General features: G+C 72.2%; 18 protein-coding genes. 11 read left to right on the forward strand and 7 right to left on the reverse strand.

From position 1 onward, the window contains the following. Nucleotides 1-2 precede the first annotated feature (2 nt). Nucleotides 3-1,466 carry a formylglycine-generating enzyme family protein gene (locus tag WMF29_RS35945; RefSeq protein ID WP_437324623.1) on the reverse strand — a complete coding sequence of 488 codons (1,464 nt, stop codon included), beginning with the start codon at nucleotides 1,464-1,466 and terminating at the stop codon, nucleotides 3-5. A gap of 1,167 nt (nucleotides 1,467-2,633) precedes the next feature. On the opposite strand from WMF29_RS35945, the gene WMF29_RS35950 reads away from it, so the two are divergent. After that, on the forward strand, nucleotides 2,634-3,884 hold the full coding sequence (locus WMF29_RS35950) for a hypothetical protein (RefSeq protein WP_437324624.1): 1,251 nt from the start codon (nucleotides 2,634-2,636) through the stop codon (nucleotides 3,882-3,884). A 178-nt stretch (nucleotides 3,885-4,062) separates the two neighbouring features. Here the strand turns inward: WMF29_RS35950 and WMF29_RS35955 are convergent, their stop codons facing one another. Further along, nucleotides 4,063-5,001 (reverse strand): glycoside hydrolase family 75 protein, encoded by a 939-nt coding sequence (locus tag WMF29_RS35955; RefSeq protein ID WP_437324625.1) that lies wholly within the window; start codon nucleotides 4,999-5,001, stop codon nucleotides 4,063-4,065. Then, nucleotides 5,001-5,792, reverse strand: a complete 792-nt coding sequence (locus WMF29_RS35960) for a tetratricopeptide repeat protein (RefSeq protein WP_437324626.1) — start codon at nucleotides 5,790-5,792, stop codon at nucleotides 5,001-5,003. The genes WMF29_RS35955 and WMF29_RS35960 overlap by 1 nt, the downstream gene beginning before the upstream one ends. A gap of 462 nt (nucleotides 5,793-6,254) precedes the next feature. Between WMF29_RS35960 and WMF29_RS35965 the strand changes: the two genes are divergently transcribed. The 3 genes from WMF29_RS35965 (at nucleotide 6,255) to WMF29_RS35975 (ending at nucleotide 10,183) form a co-directional block, all read left to right on the forward strand. Then, on the forward strand, nucleotides 6,255-7,592 hold the full coding sequence (locus WMF29_RS35965) for an STAS domain-containing protein (protein ID WP_437324627.1): 1,338 nt from the start codon (nucleotides 6,255-6,257) through the stop codon (nucleotides 7,590-7,592). 297 nt (nucleotides 7,593-7,889) lie between these two features. Further along, nucleotides 7,890-9,422, forward strand: a complete 1,533-nt coding sequence (locus tag WMF29_RS35970; protein ID WP_437324628.1) for a lamin tail domain-containing protein — start codon at nucleotides 7,890-7,892, stop codon at nucleotides 9,420-9,422. Between the two features lie 356 nt (nucleotides 9,423-9,778). Then, nucleotides 9,779-10,183 carry a hypothetical protein gene (locus tag WMF29_RS35975; RefSeq protein WP_437324629.1) on the forward strand — a complete coding sequence of 135 codons (405 nt, stop codon included), beginning with the start codon at nucleotides 9,779-9,781 and terminating at the stop codon, nucleotides 10,181-10,183. 13 nt (nucleotides 10,184-10,196) lie between these two features. Here WMF29_RS35975 and pssA read toward each other — a convergent pair whose 3' ends face one another. The 4 genes from pssA to WMF29_RS35995 form a co-directional block, all read right to left on the reverse strand. Then, nucleotides 10,197-11,123 (reverse strand): CDP-diacylglycerol--serine O-phosphatidyltransferase, encoded by a 927-nt coding sequence (gene pssA, locus WMF29_RS35980; protein WP_437324630.1) that lies wholly within the window; start codon nucleotides 11,121-11,123, stop codon nucleotides 10,197-10,199. Nucleotides 11,124-11,349: 226 nt separating this feature from the next. Continuing rightward, complete coding sequence (locus WMF29_RS35985) at nucleotides 11,350-11,985, reverse strand: hypothetical protein (RefSeq protein WP_437324631.1); 636 nt, start codon at nucleotides 11,983-11,985, stop codon at nucleotides 11,350-11,352. A 6-nt stretch (nucleotides 11,986-11,991) separates the two neighbouring features. Continuing rightward, nucleotides 11,992-13,395, reverse strand: coding sequence for a selenium-binding protein SBP56-related protein (locus WMF29_RS35990; RefSeq protein ID WP_437324632.1), 1,404 nt, complete (start codon nucleotides 13,393-13,395; stop codon nucleotides 11,992-11,994). A gap of 73 nt (nucleotides 13,396-13,468) precedes the next feature. Continuing rightward, the gene (locus WMF29_RS35995) at nucleotides 13,469-13,825 is read right to left on the reverse strand and encodes an antibiotic biosynthesis monooxygenase family protein (protein ID WP_437324633.1); all 357 of its coding nucleotides are present in this window, start codon (nucleotides 13,823-13,825) and stop codon (nucleotides 13,469-13,471) included. Nucleotides 13,826-14,432: 607 nt separating this feature from the next. On the opposite strand from WMF29_RS35995, the gene WMF29_RS36000 reads away from it, so the two are divergent. Genes WMF29_RS36000 through WMF29_RS36030 form a run of 7 tightly spaced genes read left to right on the forward strand, consistent with a single transcriptional unit; the run spans nucleotide 14,433 to nucleotide 22,582 of the window. Next, nucleotides 14,433-15,551: an NAD-dependent epimerase/dehydratase family protein gene (locus tag WMF29_RS36000; RefSeq protein ID WP_437324634.1), complete on the forward strand. Its 1,119-nt coding sequence runs from the start codon at nucleotides 14,433-14,435 to the stop codon at nucleotides 15,549-15,551. Beyond that, complete coding sequence (locus WMF29_RS36005; protein ID WP_437324635.1) at nucleotides 15,548-16,684, forward strand: SDR family NAD(P)-dependent oxidoreductase; 1,137 nt, start codon at nucleotides 15,548-15,550, stop codon at nucleotides 16,682-16,684. Before WMF29_RS36000 ends, WMF29_RS36005 begins: the two co-directional genes overlap by 4 nt. Beyond that, entirely contained in the window at nucleotides 16,681-17,982 is a 1,302-nt protein-coding gene (locus WMF29_RS36010; protein WP_437331202.1) for a TIGR04295 family B12-binding domain-containing radical SAM protein, read from the forward strand. The genes WMF29_RS36005 and WMF29_RS36010 overlap by 4 nt, the downstream gene beginning before the upstream one ends. After that, nucleotides 17,975-19,207, forward strand: coding sequence for a glycosyltransferase family 4 protein (locus WMF29_RS36015; RefSeq protein ID WP_437324636.1), 1,233 nt, complete (start codon nucleotides 17,975-17,977; stop codon nucleotides 19,205-19,207). The genes WMF29_RS36010 and WMF29_RS36015 overlap by 8 nt, the downstream gene beginning before the upstream one ends. Beyond that, the gene (locus WMF29_RS36020; protein ID WP_437324637.1) at nucleotides 19,198-20,343 is read left to right on the forward strand and encodes a CgeB family protein; all 1,146 of its coding nucleotides are present in this window, start codon (nucleotides 19,198-19,200) and stop codon (nucleotides 20,341-20,343) included. The genes WMF29_RS36015 and WMF29_RS36020 overlap by 10 nt, the downstream gene beginning before the upstream one ends. After that, nucleotides 20,340-21,479 (forward strand): CgeB family protein, encoded by a 1,140-nt coding sequence (locus WMF29_RS36025; RefSeq protein ID WP_437324638.1) that lies wholly within the window; start codon nucleotides 20,340-20,342, stop codon nucleotides 21,477-21,479. The genes WMF29_RS36020 and WMF29_RS36025 overlap by 4 nt, the downstream gene beginning before the upstream one ends. After that, complete coding sequence (locus tag WMF29_RS36030; RefSeq protein WP_437324639.1) at nucleotides 21,476-22,582, forward strand: CgeB family protein; 1,107 nt, start codon at nucleotides 21,476-21,478, stop codon at nucleotides 22,580-22,582. Before WMF29_RS36025 ends, WMF29_RS36030 begins: the two co-directional genes overlap by 4 nt. The last annotated feature ends 27 nt before the right edge of the window (nucleotides 22,583-22,609 follow it).

Here is a 22,609-nt window from a genome sequence, read left to right on the forward strand (position 1 = left end):
GCTCAGTAGGCCGACGGATAGCCGCGGAACGGCGCGGCGGCGGCCACGTCGGGCGCGCTCGAGATGCGGTCCCTCGAGCGTCGCCCCGCGGCGCCCACGGCCGCGCGCGGCGCGGCGGACGGCGCCGCGGCCCACCCGGCCGCGCGCGGCGCTGCCCACGCGGCCGCGCCGATCTGCTCCACCTCCACCGCGGAAGGGACGCCGCCCGTGTAGACGAACTGCCCGCGCGGGCCCGGCTCGATCGGGACCGACGCGCGCCGCATCGCGCCCTTCACGAGGCAGCGGTAGTGGAGCACCGACCCGTGCAGGTGCGGGGGCGCGTGCAGCCAGAAGCCGTCGCCCTGCGGCCGGAACGTCACGCCTGGCGGCCCCCCGGCCATGGGCCTGCGGCCGACCGCGCGGTGCACGAGCAGGCCGATGAGGCCGACGACGGCGCTGGCCAGGACGACGCCGCCGCCGACGAACCCCACCATCGCCGCGGTCGACCAGGAGCTCGAGCGAGGCGCCTGCGCGGTCGCCGCCGGCGGCGGGGTCGGCCCGGGCGCGACGGCAGGCGCGCTCGCCGAGAGCGCGGCGACGACGCGGAAGCCGTTGTCCGCGTTGCGGCTGCCGGGGTCGTTGCGGTACCGCGCGGCGGCGCGCAGGTGCTTCGCGTCCTTGAGCCACGACCCGCCGCGCAGCACGCGCCGGGGCTTGTCGCCGGCCGGGGGCGCCGTCTGCTCGGGGTCGACCGCCGGGCCGGGCGCATAGGGGCCGTACCAGTCGCGACACCACTCGTAGACATTGCCGCTCATGTCGTGCAGGCCGAAGGCGTTCGGCTGCTTCTGCCCGACAGGCCTCGTCCCGCTCCCCGCGTTGGCCTTGAACCACCCGATGGCGGCCGCGGCGCTGTCGTTGTCCCCCGCATAGAACCGCGTCTGGGTCCCCGCGCGGTCCGCGTACTCCCATTGCGCCTCGGTCGGCAGGTCGAAGGCGCGGCCGGTCTTCTGCGTCAACCAGCGGGTGAACTCGCCCGCGTCCTTGAAGGTCACCAGCGTCACCGGGTGCACGTCGGTCTGCGGGAAGCCGGGAGTCTTCCAGGTGAACTCCTTGCGCTGCGAGAGGCCCTTGCCGTCGAACCCGAACCCGCCGGAGGCGCCGACCTCGGCCTCCGTGCGGTAGCCGGTCTCCGCGGCGAAGCGCGCGAACTGCCCGACCGTGACCGGAAACTTCCCCAGGTAAAAGTCGCGGCCGAGGGTCACGTCCCGGACCGCCTCGTCGTCGCTGCGCCCGGCCTCCGCGGGCGGCGAGCCCTGGCGGAAGCGCCCCGCCTTCACCAGCACGAGCTCGAGCTGCACCCCCCCGAGGTCGATCGCGACGGCCGGGGCCGGGTCCGCGGCCCGCGCCGAGGCCGGAGCGAGGAAGGCGACGGCCGCCCCGAGGACGATCGCAGGAGGGAGGCCGCAGGCGGTGGCGCGAGGCTGCACGGGCCCACGCTACCAGAGAGCGCGGCCGAGGTGCGCGCGCAGCGACGCGAGCGGCGCAAGCGCGCGAGCGACCGAGCGACGGTGCACGCCCGGATCGCCCTCGCCCCGCCGGAAGAGCGGGCGCGCCGGCGCGCCCCTACCTCGCTGCCTTGCGCCACGCTCGCGACATCACACTTATCAAAACGTCTTTACAGTTCTTCACTCAACACATGATCTGACCTGCACCAGCGCGAAAACAGCGACAAAACAGCCCATCAATGCCGCTCCGGGTGCCCCATCGGGGCCTGGATCGAGGCTCGACAGGCGCTCGTCCGCATGGCATTCAACGATGCTCGACGCCGGATGCAAACGCGGTCGAGCGCAACCTGGCGACAACTCACGGCGAAGCGAAAGGATGTACGCACTGTCGACCGAGGCGTTCGATGTGCCATGGCATATGAACGGACGCGGGACGCGTGGCTCGTCCTCCGGCGCTGAGGATGTCGACTCCTTGCTGCGTGATGGCCTCCTCATGACCGATCGTCCAGCGTGGGCGCTCACGACGAACGTCCCGCAGCTCGCCTTGAACAGCGAGCTGCGAGCAGCGGAACGAGCACAGCCTGTCCTTGCTCTCGCGGCAGACTCACATGTGCGTGGTGGGGGGACTCCCCCGTCCTGTCTGGATGAGGGAACCGCCAAGTCGCCACAGGAGCCCCTCGCCGCTGCGGGTGGCAGCGAGGACGGTGGGGAGTTTTTCGCGGCGCTGAGCGTACGTGCCGACATGGCCAGCGGTACGATCGTCCACCCCCGCGCTGTCGCGTTTGATCTGCAGCGGGGCGCCGACAAGGACATTGCTTTTGGCGGCGGCAATCACTATTGCATCGGGGCGACGCTGGCTCGCCTCGATGTGCGGCTCGCCATCGACACATCGCTCGGCCGCTCCCAGAGATGGGGCTCGCGGGACCGGCCGAGCTGGCGCGGCCGCCCTCGATCCTGGAGATGACTTCATGATGCGTCCGACTCCGCCCTCGGCGGGGTGAGGTCGGCCGCGGACATGCCGGCGCGGAACAGCCGGCGTCGATCGATTTGCCTGGGTGCGCGCCCCTCCGCGAGCCCCCGGGAGCCATGTGCGCGCGACACGACGGGCGCGCGCGAGATGCGATATCAACACACGGCAGGGATCAACGCATGCGAACAACGACCTCACTCATCGCTCTCCTCGGTGCAACTGCGCTCTTCGGCTGTTCTTCCTCGAGCCCCAACCCTCAGCCCTCCGAGGACGAGATCCTTGCGCCGCCGGCCGAGGGCAACGGCGTGCAGTATCGGATGGTCTCCACGCTCCAGCCGGCGCAGGAGATCGAGCGCTGTCAGCTGTTCGTCGCGCCGGCGGAGGGGCTCAACGTCAACCGGGAGGTGGTGCGGTTCTCCGGCGGGAGCCACCACGTGCTCCTGTACACGACGCCCTACACGTCGATCCCGACCGAGACGCGCCGCGGCGTCGCCCTGGACGCGACCCAGGTCCACGACTGCAACGACGGCCCCCAGGCCGACTGGGAGGTCAACGGCGTGGTCGCCGGCTCCCAGTCGCCCGACGGCAACTCCTTCCTGGGCGATCTCCCGGAGGGCGTGGCGCTCAAGGTCCCGCCGGGCACGGTGCTCCTCATGAACACCCATTACCTGAACTCGTCGTCCAACCCCATCGAGACCGACGCGCGCATCAACCTCTACACGATCGCGGACGACGAGGTGGAGGTCGAGGCGGGCATGCTCTTCCATTACAACCCCTTCATCAGCGTGCCGGCGCACGGAAGCTCCACGGCGCGGATGCGTTGTGTCACCGAGAACGATATCTCGGTCGTGAGGATCCAGTCGCACATGCACCGGCGCGGCGTCGGCTATGTCGCGAACAAGGTCGGTCTCGACGGCACGATGACGGAGCTCTATGCCCACGACAGGTGGGAGGGGGTCCCGTCGAAGGAGTTCTCGCCCTTCCTCGAGGTCAAGGCGGGAGAGTCCCTGGACTACCACTGCGACTTCAACAACGTCGAGGATCGCAACATCGCGCAGGGCCTGACCACCCGCGACGAGATGTGCATGCTGATCGGGCCGTACTTCCCGCGCTCCCCGGCCTACGAGAACTGCCGGACGGAGGAGGGCCTGGAGGCCGCGACGTGGTTCGGCGACGGGCAGACCACGTGCGCCCAGGCGTTCGAGTGCCTCGGCAACGCCCAGGATGACGCCGCGGTCTACGGCTGCGTGGTGAACAGCTGCGAGAGCGTCGGGCCCCAGCTCTCGGCGGCGCTCGCCTGCCAGATGACGGGAGGGAACGGCGCCTGCATCGAGGCGTGCGACGGCCAGGACGCCGAGGCCTGCAATACGTGCATCGGCACGGCATGCGGCGCGGAGATGGAGGCCTGTCAGGCCGCGACGTGCGACTGACGTCGCGATGACAGTCGCCGCGGGGCGGCCCTGCTCCGCCCCGCGGCGATCCTCCCACGCCCGGAGGCGATCCTCCCACGCCCGGGGGCGATCCTCCCGCTCCCGGAGGCGATCCTCCCACGCCCGAGGGCGATCATCCCACGCCCGGAGGCGATCCTCCCGCTCCCGTACCGTCAGCTCAGGGAGCCGCGAGGAGCTGGGCCGCGAGCTGGATCCCCAGCTCCTCGGCCTTCGCGTGGTCCTCGACGGGATCGACGACCGCCCGCGGCCCCGCGAAGGCGATGTAGGTGACGCCGCTCGCCACCCCGGCGCCCGGCCGCTCGATGCCCACGGCCTGCGCCATCGCGTACGAGCCCATCCCGATCGTATCGCACTCCCCGGTATCGCCGAGGATGCCATAAGCGACCGTGTCGCCGCGGATGACCGCCACCACAGCGCCCAGCTCGACGCCGGCGTCTCTGTGGTTCCACGCCACCGCGGCGCATTCGTCGGGCCAGCTGTTGGGGGCGACGACGAACGGGAGATGGACCGAGTCGAGCGCGTTTCCCTGCGAGTCGGCCAGCGCCGTGTGAGCCGTCGACGAGGGACACTCGGTGGACTCGTGGGACAGACCGTCGCAGTCGATCCCCATCCCGGCTTGCCAGAAGTACGCCCCGCTCAGCTGGCAGACAGGGATGCCGGGCTCCGCGCTGCCGTCGAACGCGTTCCTGAAGCTTCCCGACGAGGCCGGGCGGCACGACGCCGTGAGCGCGAGCAGCTCCGCCGCCGTCGGAGGGCCCGGCGGCTGACCCCCGCCGGTACCGCCCTCGCCGGCACCGCCGCCGCTGCCCCCGTGGCCTCCCCCGCCTGTGCCCCCCTCGCCAGCGCCCCCGTCGCCGGCGCCAGCGCCTCCCTGGCTTGCGCCGCTCCCGCCTGTGCTGCCGCCGCCTGCGCCGCTCCCGCCCGCGCCGCCCTGGCCGACGCCGCCCGCGCCTGTGCCTCCCCCGCCCTGGCCGACGCCGAACTCGAGATCGCCGATCCCGGAGATGCTCGTGCACGCGCTGCCGCCGGAGAGCGCCAGGGCTGCGAGCGCTCCGACACGCCAGCCCCTCCTCGCGCGCGGCGCCAGCGTTCGCATCAGAACTTCCCCTGCAGCTCGATCCGCCCGAGGCCCACCCCGGCGCTCCAGACCACGCCGCGCGGCGCTCGCGGCGGCCCGCCCGCAGCCGCAGGCGCGCCCGCGGCGTCGGGCCCGCTGCCGCCGCCGGGCCGGACCACGAGCAGCACGACGCCCGTCGCGGCCGCCGCCGCGCCCACGATGAAGCTCACGGTGGACACATGGCCCAGCGTGGCCGCTGCATCGGCGTCGGCCTGCAGCTCCGCCGGGCAGCGCCGGCCCTCGCAGCGCGACCTGATGTCCGAGACCTGCGACAGCGACATGAGGCCGGTCACGGCGCCGACGCCGATGCCCACCGCCCCGAGCCCGAACGCGACGCCGGCAGGGACCAGCGAGCCGCCGCCCTCCGCCCCGGCCGGCGCCGCGGGCTCGGCGCGGGGCGGCGCCTTCACCGCGGCCGCCTCCAGCGCGGCGCGCACGCCAGCGAGCTCGGTCTCGGCGTCCTTCCGCGCCTCGAGGAACGCCGTCGGCGGGTCCTCCGGGAGCGGCTCGCCGAGGACCTGCTCGTACAGGTCGCGCGCGGCCTCCAGGCGGCCGAGCTTGCGCTGGCACCGCGCCATGTAGAGCACCAGCGTCGGCGCATGAAAGAGGCGATCCGCCTCCTGGAAGACGTCGAACGCCTCCTGCCAGCGGTCCGCGCCGTACAGCTTGAGCCCCTCGTGCGCCTTGGTCCGGGCGGCCTGCTGCGCCTCGGCCGAGGCGCCGGCCGGCGGAGGCGCCCCGAGCGCCGGCACGGCAGCCAGCAACGTCACAACGAACGCACACCGGCGAAGACAGTTCGAGAGCATCATCATCCTTGTCCGTCAGAAGCCGTCAGAAGCCGTCAGAAGCGGTCAGAAACTGCAGCAGAAGCCGGAGAGGGCGCCGCGGCCGTCGCCTGCTTCACGGCCCGCGCTCCCGCGCACGCCGCCTCGCCGCCGCGGGGGTCGACACCTTAAGGGGAAGAGCGCGCCACCGTCCAGCGACGACTCCGATGACCGGCGCCGTGATCTCCCAGGATCCCCGGCGCGCCCGCCGCCCGCCCGGCGACGTCACCGCGGCGCCGCGGCGCTGGCCGGGGACCGCGCGCGCCGCGCCGATCAATGGCAAACGAGCGAAACGAGCGGACCGGCGACGACGCCGCGTCGAAACGGATTTGATACATGGCGCATGTTACGGCTTCATGCATGACTTGCCCCCTCAAACGCTCGGATGAAGTAGCGGCGCGAGCTCGATTGAGGCTCGACAATGTCCTGACGGACGAGCGGTCGCTCGTGGACCTGCTCCGGGTGGTCACCGTCGACGTCCACGAGGCAGCGAGCGTCGAAGAGGCGCTGCATCGCACCATCACGCACATCTGCAATCACCTCGGCTGGCCGGTTGGGCATGCGTACGTGCCGGCCGCGGACGATCCGTCTCTGCTCCTTCCCACGGCGCTCTGGCACCTGAACGATGAAGCAAAGTTCGCGACGTTCAAGGCTGTCACGGAGGCGACACAGTTCACCGCGGGGATCGGCCTGCCCGGGAGGGTGCTCGCCTCGAAGCAGCCGGCGTGGGTGCGCAACGTCACGGCGGACGCCAATTTCCCGCGCGCCAGGCTCGCGAGGAACCTGGGCGTGAAGGCGGGGTTCGCGTTCCCCGTGGTGGTCGGCGCGGACGTCGTGGCCGTGCTGGAGTTCTTCTCCGACGCAGAGCACGCGGACGACGGGAAGTTCACGGCGACCATCGGCCGCATCGCGCGGCAGCTCGGCCGCATCTTCGAGCGCAAGCACGCGCAGGAGATGCTGAGCAGGGAGCGGGACTTCATGGCGGCCGTCATGGACCTCGTCGACGGCCTCATCGTGGCGCTCGACGCGCAGGGCCGCATCGTCAGCACGAACAGCGCCGCCGAGCAGGCGCTGGGGAGCGCGCGGGGGCTCCGGGAGGCGCGGTTCCTCTGGGACCTCACGCCGGATCCGCGCGCGTCGGCGCAGCTCAGAGGCCTCTTCGAGCAGCTCGGCTCGGGCGGGTCGAAGAAGCAGGTGGAGGTGCCGTGGACGGCTGCAGACGGGGCCCGCCGGGTGACGGCGTGGTCGGGCGCCGTCCTGCGCGGCAGGGACGAGCGGGTCCGGTTCGTCATCATGACCGGCATCGACATGACGGAGCGCAAGCGCGCCGAGGAGGAGCGCGCGCGGCTGCAGGAGGAGGTGATCAAGGCCCAGGACGCCGCGCTGGCGAAGCTGTCCATGCCGCTCATCCCCATCCGCGACGACGTGGTGGTCGTGCCGCTCATCGGCCCGCTCGAGGCCGGGCGGGTGCGCCGCATGATCGAGGCGCTGTCGCGCGGCATCGCGGATCGCCGCACGCGGATCGCCATCATCGACCTGACCGGCGTGGACGAGATCGATCCGCCGGCGATGGAGGCGCTGCTCGAGGCGGTGCGGGTCGCGGGCCTCCTCGGCACGCAGGTGGTCCTCACGGGGATCCGCCCCCAGGTCGCCCACCGCCTCGCCGAGCGGGGCGCGAACATGGGCCGCTGCGCGGTGAAGAGCTCGCTCCAGAGCGGGATCGCGTTCGCGATGGCGAGCCGCTGAGCCGACCAGCGCGCCCGACGTCGGGTGTCGTCCGTCCGCAACCGGAACGGCATCATCACTGCATGGAACAGGGACGAACGCGACACCGCCGCGCCATCGTTCCGTGCTGTAATGAGACGTTCCTGACCCCCCCTTCGTTTTGCTCACATTTTTAGAGAAGAATTCAACAGGGAGGCGGGGAGACGGGGAGAACGGAGTGATTTCACTCCCCGCCTCCCCGCCTCCCTGTGAATTTTCCCCCCAAAAATCGAGGGGATGCTTCAGGAGACGATCCCCAGAAAGGTCTGGTGCAGCGATATGCGATCGACGTCTTCCCTCTTGAAGCGATGCTCCTGGGTTCGACTGCCTCTGCTCGCCGCGGCGCTCGCCATGCCCGCGTGCGCGGCCGATCTGCCGCTCGACGCGGATGAGGGCGCGGAGGCGGAGCTCCTCGGCGAGCACAGCGATGCGCTGTCGACGCGCGTCCGGCTCATGGCCGCCAACATCACGAGCGGCAACAACCAGAGCTACGATCCCGGGCACGGCAAGCGCATCCTGCAGGGAATCAAGCCCGACATCGCCCTGCTGCAAGAGTTCAACTACGGAGGCAACACCGCGTCCGAGATCCGCGGCTTCGTGGACGCGACGTTCGGCGCCGGGTTCAGCTACTACCGCGAGAGCGGGGCGCAGATCCCGAACGGGATCGTGAGCCGGTGGCCGATCGTGGCGTCCGGCGAGTGGGACGACACGTCGGTGAGCAACCGGGACTTCGCGTGGGCGCGCATCGATATCCCCGGCCCCGGCCACGTGTTCGCGATCAGCGTCCACCTCCTGACCTCCAGCGCGTCGGCGCGCAACACGGAGGCGCAGGACCTCGTCTCGTTCATCGAGGCGAACGTGGCCCAGGGCGATTACCTGGTGATCGGCGGCGACTTCAACACGGGGAGCCGGACCGAGGCGTGCGTCTCGAGCCTCTCGGACGTCGTCGTCACGGCCGGGCCCTATCCCGCCGACAGGAACGGGAACGCGAACACCAACGCCGGCAGGACGAAGCCCTACGACTGGGTGCTCGTCGACGGGGACCTGGAGGCGTACGAGACGGCCGTCGTCATCGGCGGGAGCAGCTTCGCGAACGGCCTGGTGGCGGACACGCGCGTCTACTCGCCGCTGTCCGAGATCAGCCCCGCGCTCTCGTCGGACAGCGGCGCCTCGAACATGCAGCACATGGGCGTCGTGCGCGACTTCCTGGTCCCCGACGGCGGCGGCGGGGCCGGCGGCAGCGGCGGGGCCGGCGGCAGCGGCGGGGCCGGCGGCAGCGGCGGGGCCGGCGGCAGCGGCGGGGCCGGCGGCAGCGGCGGAGCCGGCGGCAGCGGCGGGGGCACGGGCACCGCCGCCGTGATCATCAACGAGGTCCTCGCGAACGAGCCGGGCAGCAACACGGCGGGCGAGTTCGTGGAGATCGTCAATGTCGGCACGGCGGCGGCCGCCCTCGCCGGCTGGACGCTGTCGGACGGCACGTCGACGCGGCACACCTTCCCGACCGGCGCGTCGCTCGGGCCCTCGACGGCCATCGTCGTGTACGGCGGCGCGTCCGCCGTGCCGAGCGGCAGCGGGGCCGTCGCGGCGTCCACGGGGTCCCTGAACCTCGGCAACAGCGGGGACACGGTCACGCTGCGAAACGCCTCGGGCACGACCGTGGACACCGTCACCTACGCGAGCGGGCTCGCGGCGCAGGACGGCATCTCGATGAACCGCAGCCCCGACGCCTCCCCGGGAGCGCCGTTCGTCCTGCACAGCACCCTTGGAGCGAGCGCCTCTCCGGGCCTTCGCGCGAACGGCTCGGCCTTCTGAGGCGCCGCTCGAACGAGCGTGGATTGCCCCGCCGGCCCCGGGTCGCCGTGACCCGAGGCCGCCCCGGACCACGGTTGCAGAGGAGTCGATCGGGCTGGTCCCGCAGAGCGGCCAACCGGCTCCTTCGCTCCGGATCTCCGCGACAGCCCATCGAGGTCGAGCGCCGAAGTGCCGCGTGCGCAGCCAGCACGAGCCTGCTCGCGGCCGCGCGAAGCGTATACCCGGAGGCAGGTACACAGGGTTGACGGTCAGCGCCAGGGCTCTAGAGGGTGGACCGCGTCAAGGTCGGAGGGACCTGACGTACAGCCGATCGTTCGAGACAAGCATCGTTCTCTCAATGGCAGGAGGGGTGATCCATGAGCAGGCTACGCCGCGGTCTCGCTACCCTGGCCGTCGTGTCGCTCACGTCGGCGGCCGCCTATGCGCAGATGATGATCTATGCGTATTCCGGGCCCACCACCAGGGCCGGAGGGGTCACCGGGACCACCCATCGAACGTTCACCTATGTGTCGATGGGCAGATGGGAGGCACGAACGAAAAATATCTGGAGTGATGGGCTACAGGACCCCGAGCAGGTGGATTACTATTTCGAGTACGATAGAGGGCCCGGGAAGGTCTGCTTGAGCCACGAGAACCAGGACCCGATCTGTCTCCTGGACGACGGGATCTACACGTATCGCGCGTGGCCGGGGGGCCCGAGCGCCGAGGTGAAGTGGTGGAAGCAGCAGGGGAACGGGTACTGGCAGTCGGGGAGGCCTTGATCGGCGGGCCGCGCTACGGCCGCTCCTCGCCTCCCCGGGCGCGCGCCTCGAGCACGGCCGGAGCGCCGCGCCGGAGCGCCGGGAGCCGCCAGAGCGACTCGACGACGCCGAGCAGGACATAGACGCCGAGCCCCCAGGCGAGGACGAGCGCGGGCCCCCAGCGGAGGGAGAGGAGCGCGATCGATCCGAGCGCGAGCGCGATGGCCAGCAGCGTGCGGGGGCCGGGCCGGAGATCCTTGAACGAGCGGAACCGGAGCGTCGACACCATCAGCATCGAGACGAGCAGCGTCGTCGCGAGGACGGCCAGCTCGACGCTGGCGCCGCCGAGCTGCCCGTCCGCGCGGCGGTGGGTCATGACGATCGCGAGCAGGATCCCCGCCGCGCCCGTGACAGGGAGGCCCACGATGTACCTCGCGGGCGAAGGCGGCCTGCCCGCCTCGCCCATGGAGAGGACATTGAAGCGCGCGAGCCGGATCGCGCCGCACGCGGCGAACACGGACCCGCCGAGCACGCCGGCCAGGCCGAGGCGGTGGAGCGCCCACTGGTACACGAGCAGCGCCGGGGCCACGCCGAAGGAGACGAGATCGGCCAGCGAGTCGAGCTGGACCCCGAACGCGCTCTCGGTCCGGGTCATCCGCGCGACGCGGCCGTCGAGCGTGTCGGCGAGCATCGCGAAGAGGATGAGGAGCGCGGCGCGCTGGAAGTCGTCGTCGGACCGCGCGGAGGCCGAGAGCCGTACCGCGTCGAAGCCGCAGAAGACCGAGGACAGCGTGATCAGGTTGGGGAGGAGATACAGGGTCCGCCTTGGCGCGGGCCGCGGCCGCTCCAGCGCCACCTCGCCGCGCGGGCGCCCGGGACGCGCCCTCGTCCCCTGCCCCGGGCCCGCGGGACACCACGGCCCGACGCCGGTGTCCCACGCTGCTCGATGATGTTCTGACATGGTGGCGATCCCGCGGGATGAGGGCGCCGCGGCGCCAGGCCGCTGCCCGATGAGCACGCCCGGCCGGCCTCGTAGTACACGAGGCGCCTCGCGTTCAAGCGGCAGGGCCGAGCGGCGGCGCAGAGGTGCGCAGGCGGGCCGCCGTCGGCTGTCGGGGTGTCGAGGCGGGTGCGGGCGAGCTCGGGGCCAGGCCGTCGCCCGGTCGCCCTTCACGACGGCCTGGATGTCAGAGCAGCACGGCGATGACGCCAGCCACGATGAGCGCGACGGCCCAGGCCCGATCGAGGTTGAACCAGGCGGTGCGAAGGATGGCGACGCCGAGCTTGTGATAGACCACGAGCGCGACCGCGGCGGCCGCCGCCATCATGGCGGCCGTATGGACGAGGACGGCGGCGATGTAGCCGAGAGGGCTCGCGAGCGACAGGCCAGCCGCGTCGTGACACCCGCCGTGGCACGGAGCGGGGTTGTCGGCGCCGAGCAGGAAGACCGGGAGCAACATGAGCCCCGCGCCGTGCGCGGTGGCCATCAGGAAGGACCACCAGGTCAGGTCGCGGAAGCCGACGCGCATCCCGACCCACCTCGGGTGCCGCGGCCTGACCAGCTTGAGCACGCCGAACGCGACGAGCGCGGCCGCCGTGAGCCATCGGAGCGCCGCGGCGGGGACGCTCGCGAGCCCGACCCCGAGCAACGCGACCGTGAGGCCGATCGACGCCGCGTGGCCGAGCGCGATGGGGACGAGCGCCCGCCGCACCGCGCCGCTGCTCTTCTCCTGCAGGCCCAGGGCGACGGCGAACAGCCAGCCCATGCCAGGGTTGACGCCGTGATAGGCGCCGAGGAGCGCCAGCGTGAGCCAGGGCATCATGGCCGGCTAGGGGTAGCAGAACGAGTCGGACGACGCGTCGCCCCCCTCGAGCCGCACCTGGTGAGGGCGCAGCGCGCCGAAATCGACGAAGAACTCGGGATCGACCGCGATGCCCCCGCCCGCCGCCACATCGACCTTGGCCATCCAGCCGCCCACGCCCTCGGGATAGAACTGCTCGTCCCACGATGCGTAAAGCGAGTTCGTGAAGTAGACGCGCCGGCCGTCGCGGCTCACCTCGACCATCTGCGGCCCGCCCCGCAGCGGGCCGGAGCGGCGATGCGCCGCCCGGCGCACGATGCCGCCGAGGTGCACCGAGCCAACCAGCTTCGGGTGGAACGGGTCCGATACATCGTACTGGCGGAGCTCGCCTGTGCCCCAGCAAGAGACGTAGAGGAACCGGTCGTCGAGGGAGAGGTTGATGTCGGTGATCAGCGGCGGCACCGCCTTGAAGCCCTTGAGCAGCGGCGGCAAGAGGTCGGGATCCGCGGGCTCGGCCGGCACCTCGATCACCTTGCGGATCGCCCACCGATCGCCGTCGCGATGCCAGAGCCAGATCGAGGCGGAGAGATCCTTGACGCTCACGACGACGCCGACGAAGCCATACGCCTTGGTCGGGTCGTGGGCGGGGCGGAGCTCCAGCGCCATCTGGTGCTCATCGCCGAGATCCAGCGCCTGGAGGTGCTTGCGTTTCCTCAGGTCCCATACATGGACGCGGTGGCCGTACTTCTTGCCGAGCAGGAGCTCCGGATTCACGCCGTCCTCGATCATCTTCGGCGTCCCCCACTCGCTCGTGAGGAGGGTGTCGTGGCCGAGGTGCCACCAGAAGTCGTAGTGGAGGAACTGCGGTCCGCGATCGATCTCCCATCGGCCGAGCACATCGAAGCTCTCGCAGTCGAGCACGAAGATGCCCCCCGGCCCGTCGCCGTCAGGGCCGCCGAGCGCGCTCACGTAGATGCCGTCGGGGCCGCAGTGCAGCGTGTGCGGGCGCGAGTAGCCGGCCCGCTTCGCGATCTCCTCGGCGCGCACCGTGTGGACGAGCTCGGGGCGGCGCGGGTCCGGCTTGACGTCGAAGACGAAGATGTTCGACGAGCGGAGCGCCGGGAGCAGGAGGAAGCGGCGCTCGACGTGGGGGTGCGGCGCGTAGGGGCACAGGGCGGCGCTGCACGCGTTCCAGCCGGAATGGTGGAGCTCATCGCCATAGGTCGGCAGCTCGTTGACCGAGACCAGGGTGCCGTACGCCGGCGACCTCGGATCGAGATCGACGACCGTGAGCGCGTCATGGCGCAGCTCGCCCGGGCGCTTCAGCGCGGCGCCCGCGTCGAGCGCGGTCACGTAGGCCAGCCGCTCGGGCGGCGCCTCCATCGCCAGGCGCGGCGACGGGTAAAAGGTGGGATCCGGACGAAACCGCATGCGCTGCGTCTCCTTGGTTCTGGGCGTTCGCGTGTCCTTCCAGGCGCCGCCGGCGAGGACCGGCGGCCACTGGCTACCCCGGTAGATCCGTGCTGAGAAATACCTCGTGGATATCGAGCTTGCTCGGGCCCGCGAACATCTCCTTCGGCGCGCGGTTCCTGTGCGCCTCCGCGAACGCGGGGCTCCGCGTCCAGGCGATGAAGTCGTCCATGGACCGCCACCAGGTCTTCACCTCGTAGAACCCCTGCGCGTCCGGGTCCGGGCTCCACGCGCCGGTCGCGTGGTCCAGCTTCATCGGCCTCGGCCTGTGGACCTCGTTCCGGATGAAGCCGGGCGCCTGATCGACCAGGTGGACCCTGTTCTTGAAGCGATCCTCGAAATCGGCCTCGTGGCCCTCGGCGACGGGGATGCGGTTGGTGACGACGATCATCGCTCCTCTCCTTCTTGCTCGTACGGCAGGCCCGCACGCTGCGGTCGATGGAAAGCTTAGCAGCCCCCGTGCCCGACCGGGGCCACGAGGCGCTCACCGCCCTGCTCGCGCGCTCCCGCGCTGACGCCGCCCGCACGCCGGCAGAATGCCTGGGAATCCCTCGGAGCTCAATGCAATGCCGCCGGCGACACGCAACCGATCAGAACCATCGCTACGGGTTCACCCTAACCGCTCCGACGTCAGCGGATCTCGCGCACTCGAACGGTACAGACCGGCCCGGAAGACGACGGGAAAGCCCCTATGGGCTCGCCAGACTCGAGCATTCCTTCGGCGGAGCACGGAAAATCGCACGGAGCGGGCCCTTGTTGAATACCTCACAACGATGCTTGCGTGATCGTGAGTCGCATGATACTCGGATGGCGTCCGGGGCAACGATCATGCCCTGTTTGCAACGAACGGAGCAGGGAACGACGCGCAGCGATCCGCCGGAGCACGACGTCATCGCAAGGGACATCGACCTCCGGCCTCATCTGGCCTCGCTCGCCTCGCCTGTTCCGCCCGGGCTCGCGGCGCCTCCGCCGTGCGCCGATCATCGAACCAGAGGGATATGACAAGCCACGTCCTCATCACCGGTGGAGCAGGGTTCATCGGCTCTCACGTCGCCGACGAGCTCCTGCGCCAGGGGGCCCGCGTCCGGGCGCTCGACAGCCTGGTCCCTCAGGTGCACGGCCCCGACCGCCGCCGCCCGGCGTACCTCGACCCGGAGGTCGAGCTCATCGTGGGTGATGTCCGCGACCGCGACGCGGTGAGGTCGGCGCTCCGCGGCGTGGACGCGGTTGTCCACTTCGCGTCCGCGGTCGGGGTCGGACAGAGCATGTACAAGATCGCGGAGTACACCTCGATCAACAACGTCGGCACCGCCGTGCTCCTCGAGGAGCTCGCCGAGAAGCCGGTCTCGAGGCTGCTCGTCGCCTCCAGCATGAGCGTGTATGGCGAGGGGCTCTACCGGACGGCCTCCGGCGCGGTCGTCCCCGGCGCGAGCCGGCCGCTCGAGCAGCTCAGGCGCGGCGACTGGGAGGTCCGGAGCGAGGCCGGCGAGGCGCTCGTGCCCATCCCGACGCCCGAGTCCAAGCCCCCGTCGCTCGAGTCGGTCTATGCGCTCTCCAAGTACGACCAGGAGCGGCTCTGCCTGATGATCGGGCGCGCCTATCAGATCCCGACCGTCGCCCTCCGCTTCTTCAACGTCTACGGCCGCCGCCAGGCCCTCTCCAACCCGTACACCGGCGTCCTCGCCATCTTCGCCGCGAGGCTCCTCAACGGCCGTCCGCCGGTGATCTTCGAGGACGGGCTGCAGCGGCGCGATCTCGTGAGCGTCACCGACGTCGCCCGCGCCTGCGTCCGGGCCCTCGGCGCCGACGCCGCGGTCGGCCAGGTGCTCAACATCGGCAGCGGGCGGTCGTACACCGTACGCGAGGTCGCCGAGCGCGTCCGCGATGTGATGGGGAAGAGCGGTATCGAGCCCGAGATCGTCGGGAAATCCCGGCTGGGCGACGTCCGGCACTGCTTCGCCGACATCGGCGCGGCGCAGCAGAAGATCGGGTATGCGCCCCGGGTGTCGCTCGAGGACGGGCTCCGCGATCTCGCCGACTGGCTCGAGGGGCAGGTGGCGAAGGACGCTGTCGCCCAGGCCCGCGCAGAGCTGGAATCCAGGGGGCTGACGGTATGAGCGCCGCGGCGCTCGACCCGGGCAGCGCGACCCTGGCGGAAGGACGCCCGGCGCTGATCACCGGCGGCGCCGGCTTCATCGGGGCCAACCTGGCCCACCGCCTGCTCCAGGCGGGAGAGGCGGTGATCCTCTTCGACAACCTCTCCCGCCCCTCGGTGGCGCGCAACGTCGAGTGGTTGAGGCGCACCCACGGCGACCGCGTCACGCTGATCACCGGCGACGTGAGGGATGCGCGCGCCGTCGCAGCCGCGGTCCGGCGCGCCTCCAGCGTCTTCCACTTCGCCGCCCAGGTGGCCGTGACGACGAGCCTCGTCCAGCCGGTGGAAGACTTCGAGATCAACGCCCGCGGGACGCTCAATGTCCTCGAGGCGATCCGCGCGGAGAGCGCCCCTCCGCCGCTCCTCCTCACGTCGACCAACAAGGTGTACGGCGGCCTCCTCGACGTCCCGCTCTCGTGCAGCGGCCGGCGCTACGAGCCCACGGATCCGGAGCTCCGGGCCTCCGGCGTCTCCGAGGCCCGCCCGCTCGATTTCCACAGCCCCTATGGCTGCTCCAAGGGCGCGGCGGACCAGTACGTCATCGATTATGCCCGAACGTTCGGGCTCCCCGCGGCGGTGTTCCGGATGAGCTGTATCTACGGTCCTCGCCAGTTCGGGACCGAGGACCAGGGGTGGGTCGCTCATTTCCTCCTCCAGGCGCTCCGGCGGGAGCCGATCACCCTCTACGGCGACGGGATGCAGGTGCGGGACGTGCTCTTCATCGACGACCTCGTCGACGCGCTCCTCCTCGCCCGCAGGGACATCCGGCAGATCTCGGCGTCGGCGTTCAACGTCGGCGGGGGCCCGGAGAACACCCTCAGCCTGCTCGAGCTGCTCGACCTCATCGAGGAGCTCGACGGCAAGCGCCCCCTGATCGGCTTCGAGGGGTGGCGGCCGGGCGATCAGCGGTACTACGTCTCCGACTGCCGCCGGCTCTCCGCGGCCACGGGGTGGTGGCCGCGCGTCCGGGTCCGCGAGGGGGTGCGCAGGCTGCACGGCTGGCTGCGGGAGCTGACGGAGGCGACCGGCGCCGCGAAAGCCGCCGCCGGCGCCGGCCAGCCCGCGAAGGAGCCGTGCGCGGGGGGCGTCCGGTGAGGTTCGCGCTCGTCAACCCGGCCTGGAGCTTCGAGGGGAGCATCTATTTCGGCTGCCGCGAGCCTCACCTGCCCCTCGAGTACGGCTACGCCAGGGCGCTGCTCGAGGCCGCGGGGCACGAGGCGACCGTCATCGACGCCCAGGCCCGGAGCCTCGCCGACGGCGCCCTCCGCGACGAGGTGGCCGCGCTCGGCGCCGACGCGATCGTGGTGACCACCGCGCCGAGCTACCTCTTCTGGCGCTGCGCGCCGCCCGAGCTCCGCGTCCCGCAGCAGGCGCTCCGCGCGCTCCACGGGCTGCCAGGGCTCCGGCTCGCGGTGGGGCCCCACGCCTCCACCACCCCCCGCGCCACCCTGCGCAAGCTCGGGGTCGACGCCGTGGTGATGGGCGAGTGCGAGGACGTGCTGGTGGAGCTCGCCGATCGCCCGCGATCGCGCTGGGGCGAGATCGACTCGATCGCCTGGCTGGAAGGCGACGAGGCGCGCGTGCAGGGCGGTCCGCGCGCCTCGGACATGGGCCGGCTGCCGGCCCTCCGCTGGGACGAGGCCACGGTGGCGCGCCACGCCCACCACCACCACCGCTTCGACGCCGCGCCGATCGGCCCCGGCGCCGAGGTCGAGGCGTCCAGAGGGTGCCCCTACCACTGCACCTTCTGCGCGAAGGACAACTTCCGCGAGGGCTACCGCAAGCGCCCCCTCGACGTGCTCCTCGACGAGCTCGACGGGCTCGTCGCCCAGGGCGTCCGTTACGTCTACTTCATCGACGAGATCTTCCTGCCGGATCGCCCGCTGCTCGAGGCGCTCGTCGATCGCCCGGTGTCGTTCGGCGTCCAGATGCGCGTCGACAACTGGAGCCGGGAGATGCTCGACCTGCTCGGGAGAGCGGGGTGCGTCTCGATCGAGGCAGGGGTGGAGAGCATCACCCGGGAGGGCAGGAGCCTCCTGGCCAAGCGCTGCAAGCTCTCGACCGAGCAGCTCGGCGATCTCCTGATCCACGCCAAGAAGAGCGTCCCCTTCGTCCAGGCGAACCTGATCCAGTCGCCGACCGACGATCCCGCGGACGTCGCCGCCTTCCGGGAGCGGCTCCGGCAGCACGGCGTGTGGGCGAACGAGCCGGTGCCGATGTTCCCTTACCCGGGCTCGCCCGAGTACACGATGCGCTGGGGCGCACCCGATGATCAGGCGTGGGAGCGCTCGGTCGCGCACTACCTCGATCGGTTCGATCGCTTCAGCGACCTCCAGGACAGCCGCCCTCTCCCGCTCTCCGCGCTGGAGATCGCGCCCCCCGGCCATGGCTGACGCCACGCGCGCCCCCGGCTCCGTCCTGATGACCGCCGACACGGTGGGGGGCGTCTTCTCCTACGCGATCGAGCTCGCGCGCGCGCTCGCGGCGCGCGGGGTCAGGACGTCGCTCGCCACCCTGGGCGGGCCGCTCTCCGCGCCCCAGCGCGAGGCCGCGGGCCGCGTGCCCGGGCTCGCCGTCTTCGAGAGCTCCTACCGGCTCGAGTGGATGGAGGATCCCTGGGACGACGTCGCGCGCGCCGGGGACTGGCTCCTCGAGCTCGAGGAACGCCTCCGCCCGGCGCTGATCCACCTGAACGGCTATGCGCACGGCGCGCTCGACTTCCGCGCCCCGAAGCTCGTGGTGGCCCACTCGTGCGTCCTCTCCTGGTGGGCGGCGGTCCTCGGCGGGGAGGCGCCGCCGCGGTACGATCGCTACCGGCGCGAGGTGGCCCGGGGGCTCGCCGCCGCGTCGGCGGTGGTGGCCCCGACCCGGGCGATGCTCGACGCCCTCCTGCGCCACCACGGCCCGCTCCCCGCGGGCTCGCGCACGGAGGTGATCCCCAACGCCGCCGATCCCGCGCGGTTCGCCCCGCGCCCCAAGGAGGAGCTCGTCCTCGCGGTCGGGCGGCTCTGGGACCAGGCCAAGAACATCGAGGCGCTCGGCGAGGTGGCCCCTCACCTGCCCTGGCCGATCCAGGTGGCCGGGAGCGACGTGCGCCCCGGCGGGGGCGCGGGCGCGCTCCCCCACCCCTCGCCCCTCCCCTGGCTCGAGCGCCTCGGCGTGCTCTCGCCCTCCGCCGTCGCCGCCGCGCTCGGCCGCGCGTCGATCAACGCTCACCCGGCCCGTTACGAGCCGTTCGGCCTGTCGGTCCTGGAGGCGGCGCTCTCCGGGTGCGCCCTCGTCCTGGGCGACATCCCCAGCCTGCGCGAGGTCTGGGGGGACGCGGCCCTCTACGTGGATCCCGGCGACACGGAGGCCCTCCGGCGCGCGCTCCGGACGCTCATCGACGCGCCCGGCGCGCGGCGCGAGATGGCTGCGCGCGCCCGCGCCCGCGCCCTCGGCTTCTCGCCGCGGCGGATGGCCCGGGGCTACCTGCGCCTCTACGGCGAGCTCCTCGGCCGCGGGCCCAGCGAAGCGCGCTCGCCGGCGCGCGATGCGGCCGAGGTGCTCGAGCGGCGCGGGACCTCGGGGTTCGCGGCCGCGCCCCCCGTGAAGAAGGCGACCGCGCCATGCGCATAGCCCTGTTCTGCCACTCCCTGCTCTCCGACTGGAACCACGGGAACGCGCACTTCCTCCGCGGCGTGGTCACCGAGCTCGCCGAGCGCGGGCACGAGGTCCGCGCCTTCGAGCCGAGGGACGCCTGGAGCCTCCAGAACCTCGTCGCCGATCACGGCGAGGCGCCGCTCCGCGAGGTGAGGGATGTCTATCCGCGCGTCGATCCGATCCGCTACGACCTTGCCTCGCTCGACCTGGACGAGGCGCTCGAGGGCACCTCGCTGGTCATCGTCCACGAGTGGAGCGAGCCCGAGCTGGTCGCCCGCATCGGCGCGCACCGGGCACGCGCACCGCGCGCGCCGTACCGGCTGCTCTTCCACGACACGCACCACCGGTCGGTGACGGATCCCGGGGCCATGGCGCGCTACGACCTCACCCGCTACGACGGCGTCCTCGCCTTCGGCCGGGTGATCCGCGACCTCTACCTCGCGCGCCGCTGGGCCCGCCAGGCCTTCGTCTGGCACGAGGCCGCGGACGTCCGCGTGTTCCGCCCGCGCCGCGGGGCCCGGCCGGAGCGCGATCTCGTGTGGATCGGCAACTGGGGCGACGAGGAGCGCACCCGGGAGCTCGACGCGTTCCTGATCGGCCCTGCGCGCGATCTCGGCCTCTCCGCCCGCGTGTACGGGGTGCGCTACCCCGAGCACGCCCGCGCCGCGCTCGACGCGGCCGGCATCGAGCACCGGGGCTGGCTCCCCAACTACCGCGCTCCCGAGGCGTTCGCGCGGGCCAGGGTGACCGTCCACGTCCCGAGGAGGCCCTACGTCGCCTCGCTCCCGGGGATCCCGACCATCCGGCCGTTCGAGGCCATGGCCTGCGCCATCCCGCTCGTCTGCTCGCCGTGGAGCGACGCGGAGGGGCTGTTCTCGCCCGGCCTCGACTACCTCGTCGCCCGGGACGGCGACGAGATGAAGCGGCACCTCGCGGCCCTCCTCGCCGAGCCCGCCCTGGCCGTCGAGCTGGCGGAGCGGGGGCGCGCGACGATCCTCGCGCGCCACACGTGCGCCCACCGGGTCGACGAGCTCCTCGCCATCTCCGCCGAGCTCGGCGTCGAGGTCGACCCTCCCGCGCCCGCCGCCACACCCCAGCGAGCCACGTCATGAACCGACGCAACCCACGCCCGATCCCGAGCCGATCGCTCGACATCGCCTTCTTCGGCTCGAGCCTCGTCTCCGCCTACTGGAACGGAGCCGCCACCTACTACCGCGGCATCCTCCGCGCCCTCGCGGCGCGAGGGCACCGCATCACCTTCCACGAGCCGGACGCCTACGATCGGCAGAAGCACCGCGACATCGAGGACCCGCCGTGGGCCCGCGTCGTCGTCTACTCCGGCACCGACCCCGCGGAGCCCAGGCGGCTCGTCGAGCAGGCCCGGAGCGCCGACGTGGTCGTCAAGGCCAGCGGCGTCGGCGTCTTCGACGAGCTGCTCGAGGCCGAGGTCGCCGCGCTCGATCGGCCCGGGCTCACGACGATCTTCTGGGACGTCGATGCCCCGGCCACGCTCGAGCGGGTCCGCGCCGCGCCGTCGGATCCCTTCCGGGCGCAGATCCCGCGCTACGACCTGGTCTTCACCTACGGCGGCGGCGACCCGGTGGTGCGCGGCTACGAGGCGCTCGGCGCGCGGCGCTGCGTGCCCATCTACAACGCGCTCGACCCCGAGACCCACCTCGAGGTCGCGCCGGATCCTCGATTTCACTGTGATTTTGCGCTGCTCGCCAACCGCCTCCCGGACCGGGAGCGGCGCGTGGAGGAGTTCTTCCTGCGGCCCGCGGCCGCGCTCCCCGGGCTCCGGTTCCTCCTTGGCGGCAGCGGCTGGCAGGACAAGGCGATGCCCCCGAACGTCCGTTACGTCGGGCACGTCTACACGGCGGACCACAACGCCTTCAACGCCAGCGCCCGCGCGGTGCTGAACGTGGCCCGCGACAGCATGGCGTCGGTCGGCTTCTCCCCGGCGACCCGCGTCTTCGAGGCCGCGGGCGCGGCCGCGTGCCTCGTCACCGACGCGTGGGAGGGGATCGAGCTCTTCCTCGAGCCCGGGCGCGAGGTGCTGGTCGCGAGGAGCGGCGACGACGTCGCGGAGATCCTCCGGACGCTCACGCCCGAGCGGGCCCGCGCCATCGGCAGGGCGGCGAAGCAGCGCGTGCTCGCGGGGCACACCTACGCCGAGCGCGCGAGGCAGGTCGAGGCGCTGCTGGCCCGCCCCGACGGCGCAACCCTCACCGCGAACGCGCCGCCGTGAAGCCCATCTCCTTCGTCTTCCTGGGCCTGTCGATCACCTCGTCGTGGGGCAACGGCCACGCGACGACGTACCGCGGGCTGCTCAGGCGGCTGGCCCAGCGGGGGCACAGCGTGCTGTTCCTGGAGCGGGACCTCTGGTTCTACGCGGAGAACCGCGACCTCCCGAGCCCGCCCTACGGCCGGACCGAGCTCTACCGGGGGCTCGACGATCTCCGCGCGCGCTTCGGGGGCGCGGTGCGCGACGCGGACCTCGTGGTCGTCGGGTCCTACGTGCCCGACGGCGCCGAGGTCGGCGCCTGGGTGACGGAGACGGCGCGCGGGAAGACCGCGTTCTACGACATCGACACGCCGGTGACGCTCAAGCAGATCGAGCGGGGCGGCGCCGGGTACCTGTCTCCGGCGCTGATCCCGCGGTACGACCTGTACCTCTCGTTCACGGGCGGCCCGACGCTCGAGCGGCTCGAGCGCCGCCACGGGGCGAAGCGGGCGCGAGCGCTCTACTGCTCGGTGGATCCGGACGAGTATTTCCCGGAGCGCGCGCCGCCCCGGTGGGATCTCGGCTACCTCGGCACGTACAGCGCCGATCGCCAGCCCACGCTGGACCGGCTCCTCGTCGCGCCGGCGCGCCGCTGGGGGCGGGGCCGATTCGTGGTCGCCGGCCCGCAGTACCCGGCGGACCTCGGCTGGCCCACCAACGTCGATCGCACGGATCACGTCCCGCCGGGCGATCACCGCGGCTTTTACGGCGCGCAGCGCTTCACGCTCAACGTCACCCGCCGGGACATGATCGAGGCGGGGTACTCGCCGAGCGTGCGCCTCTTCGAGGCGGCGGCGTGCGGCGTGCCGGTGATCAGCGACGACTGGCCCGGGCTCGACGAGCTCTTCGAGCCTGGCAAGGAGATCCTTGTCGCCCGCTCCCCGGAGGAGGTGCTCCACCTGCTCCGCGAGCTCCCCGAGCGGGAGCGGATCGCGATCGGCCAGCGTGCGCGCGAGCGCGTGCTCGCCCGACACACCGCGGCGCACCGCGCCGAGGCGCTGGAGAGGTACACCCGGGAGCTGCTCGACGAGCAGGACGCGCCGGAGCGCCCGGGGGACCGGGAATGAGGACGTCGACGTGGCGAGTCGACCTGG

The sequence above is a fragment of the Sorangium sp. So ce381 genome (assembly GCF_051473845.1).
GTDB lineage: Bacteria > Myxococcota_A > Polyangia > Polyangiales > Polyangiaceae > Sorangium > Sorangium atrum.

Excerpts from the sequence above, each read along its gene's own strand:
- WMF29_RS36005 (WP_437324635.1), top strand. The coding sequence starts at position 15,548 with ATGAGCGCCGCGGCGCTCGACCCGGGCAGCGCGACCCTGGCGGAAGGA.
- WMF29_RS35990 (WP_437324632.1), bottom strand. The coding sequence starts at position 13,395 with ATGCGGTTTCGTCCGGATCCCACCTTTTACCCGTCGCCGCGCCTGGCG.
- WMF29_RS35995 (WP_437324633.1), bottom strand. The coding sequence starts at position 13,825 with ATGATCGTCGTCACCAACCGCATCCCCGTCGCCGAGGGCCACGAGGCC.
- WMF29_RS36015 (WP_437324636.1), top strand. The coding sequence starts at position 17,975 with ATGGCTGACGCCACGCGCGCCCCCGGCTCCGTCCTGATGACCGCCGAC.
- WMF29_RS35955 (WP_437324625.1), bottom strand. The coding sequence starts at position 5,001 with ATGCGAACGCTGGCGCCGCGCGCGAGGAGGGGCTGGCGTGTCGGAGCG.
- WMF29_RS35950 (WP_437324624.1), top strand. The coding sequence starts at position 2,634 with ATGCGAACAACGACCTCACTCATCGCTCTCCTCGGTGCAACTGCGCTC.
- WMF29_RS36000 (WP_437324634.1), top strand. The coding sequence starts at position 14,433 with ATGACAAGCCACGTCCTCATCACCGGTGGAGCAGGGTTCATCGGCTCT.
- WMF29_RS36020 (WP_437324637.1), top strand. The coding sequence starts at position 19,198 with ATGCGCATAGCCCTGTTCTGCCACTCCCTGCTCTCCGACTGGAACCAC.
- WMF29_RS35975 (WP_437324629.1), top strand. The coding sequence starts at position 9,779 with ATGAGCAGGCTACGCCGCGGTCTCGCTACCCTGGCCGTCGTGTCGCTC.
- WMF29_RS36025 (WP_437324638.1), top strand. The coding sequence starts at position 20,340 with ATGAACCGACGCAACCCACGCCCGATCCCGAGCCGATCGCTCGACATC.
- pssA (WP_437324630.1), bottom strand. The coding sequence starts at position 11,123 with ATGTCAGAACATCATCGAGCAGCGTGGGACACCGGCGTCGGGCCGTGG.
- WMF29_RS35970 (WP_437324628.1), top strand. The coding sequence starts at position 7,890 with ATGCGATCGACGTCTTCCCTCTTGAAGCGATGCTCCTGGGTTCGACTG.
- WMF29_RS35985 (WP_437324631.1), bottom strand. The coding sequence starts at position 11,985 with ATGATGCCCTGGCTCACGCTGGCGCTCCTCGGCGCCTATCACGGCGTC.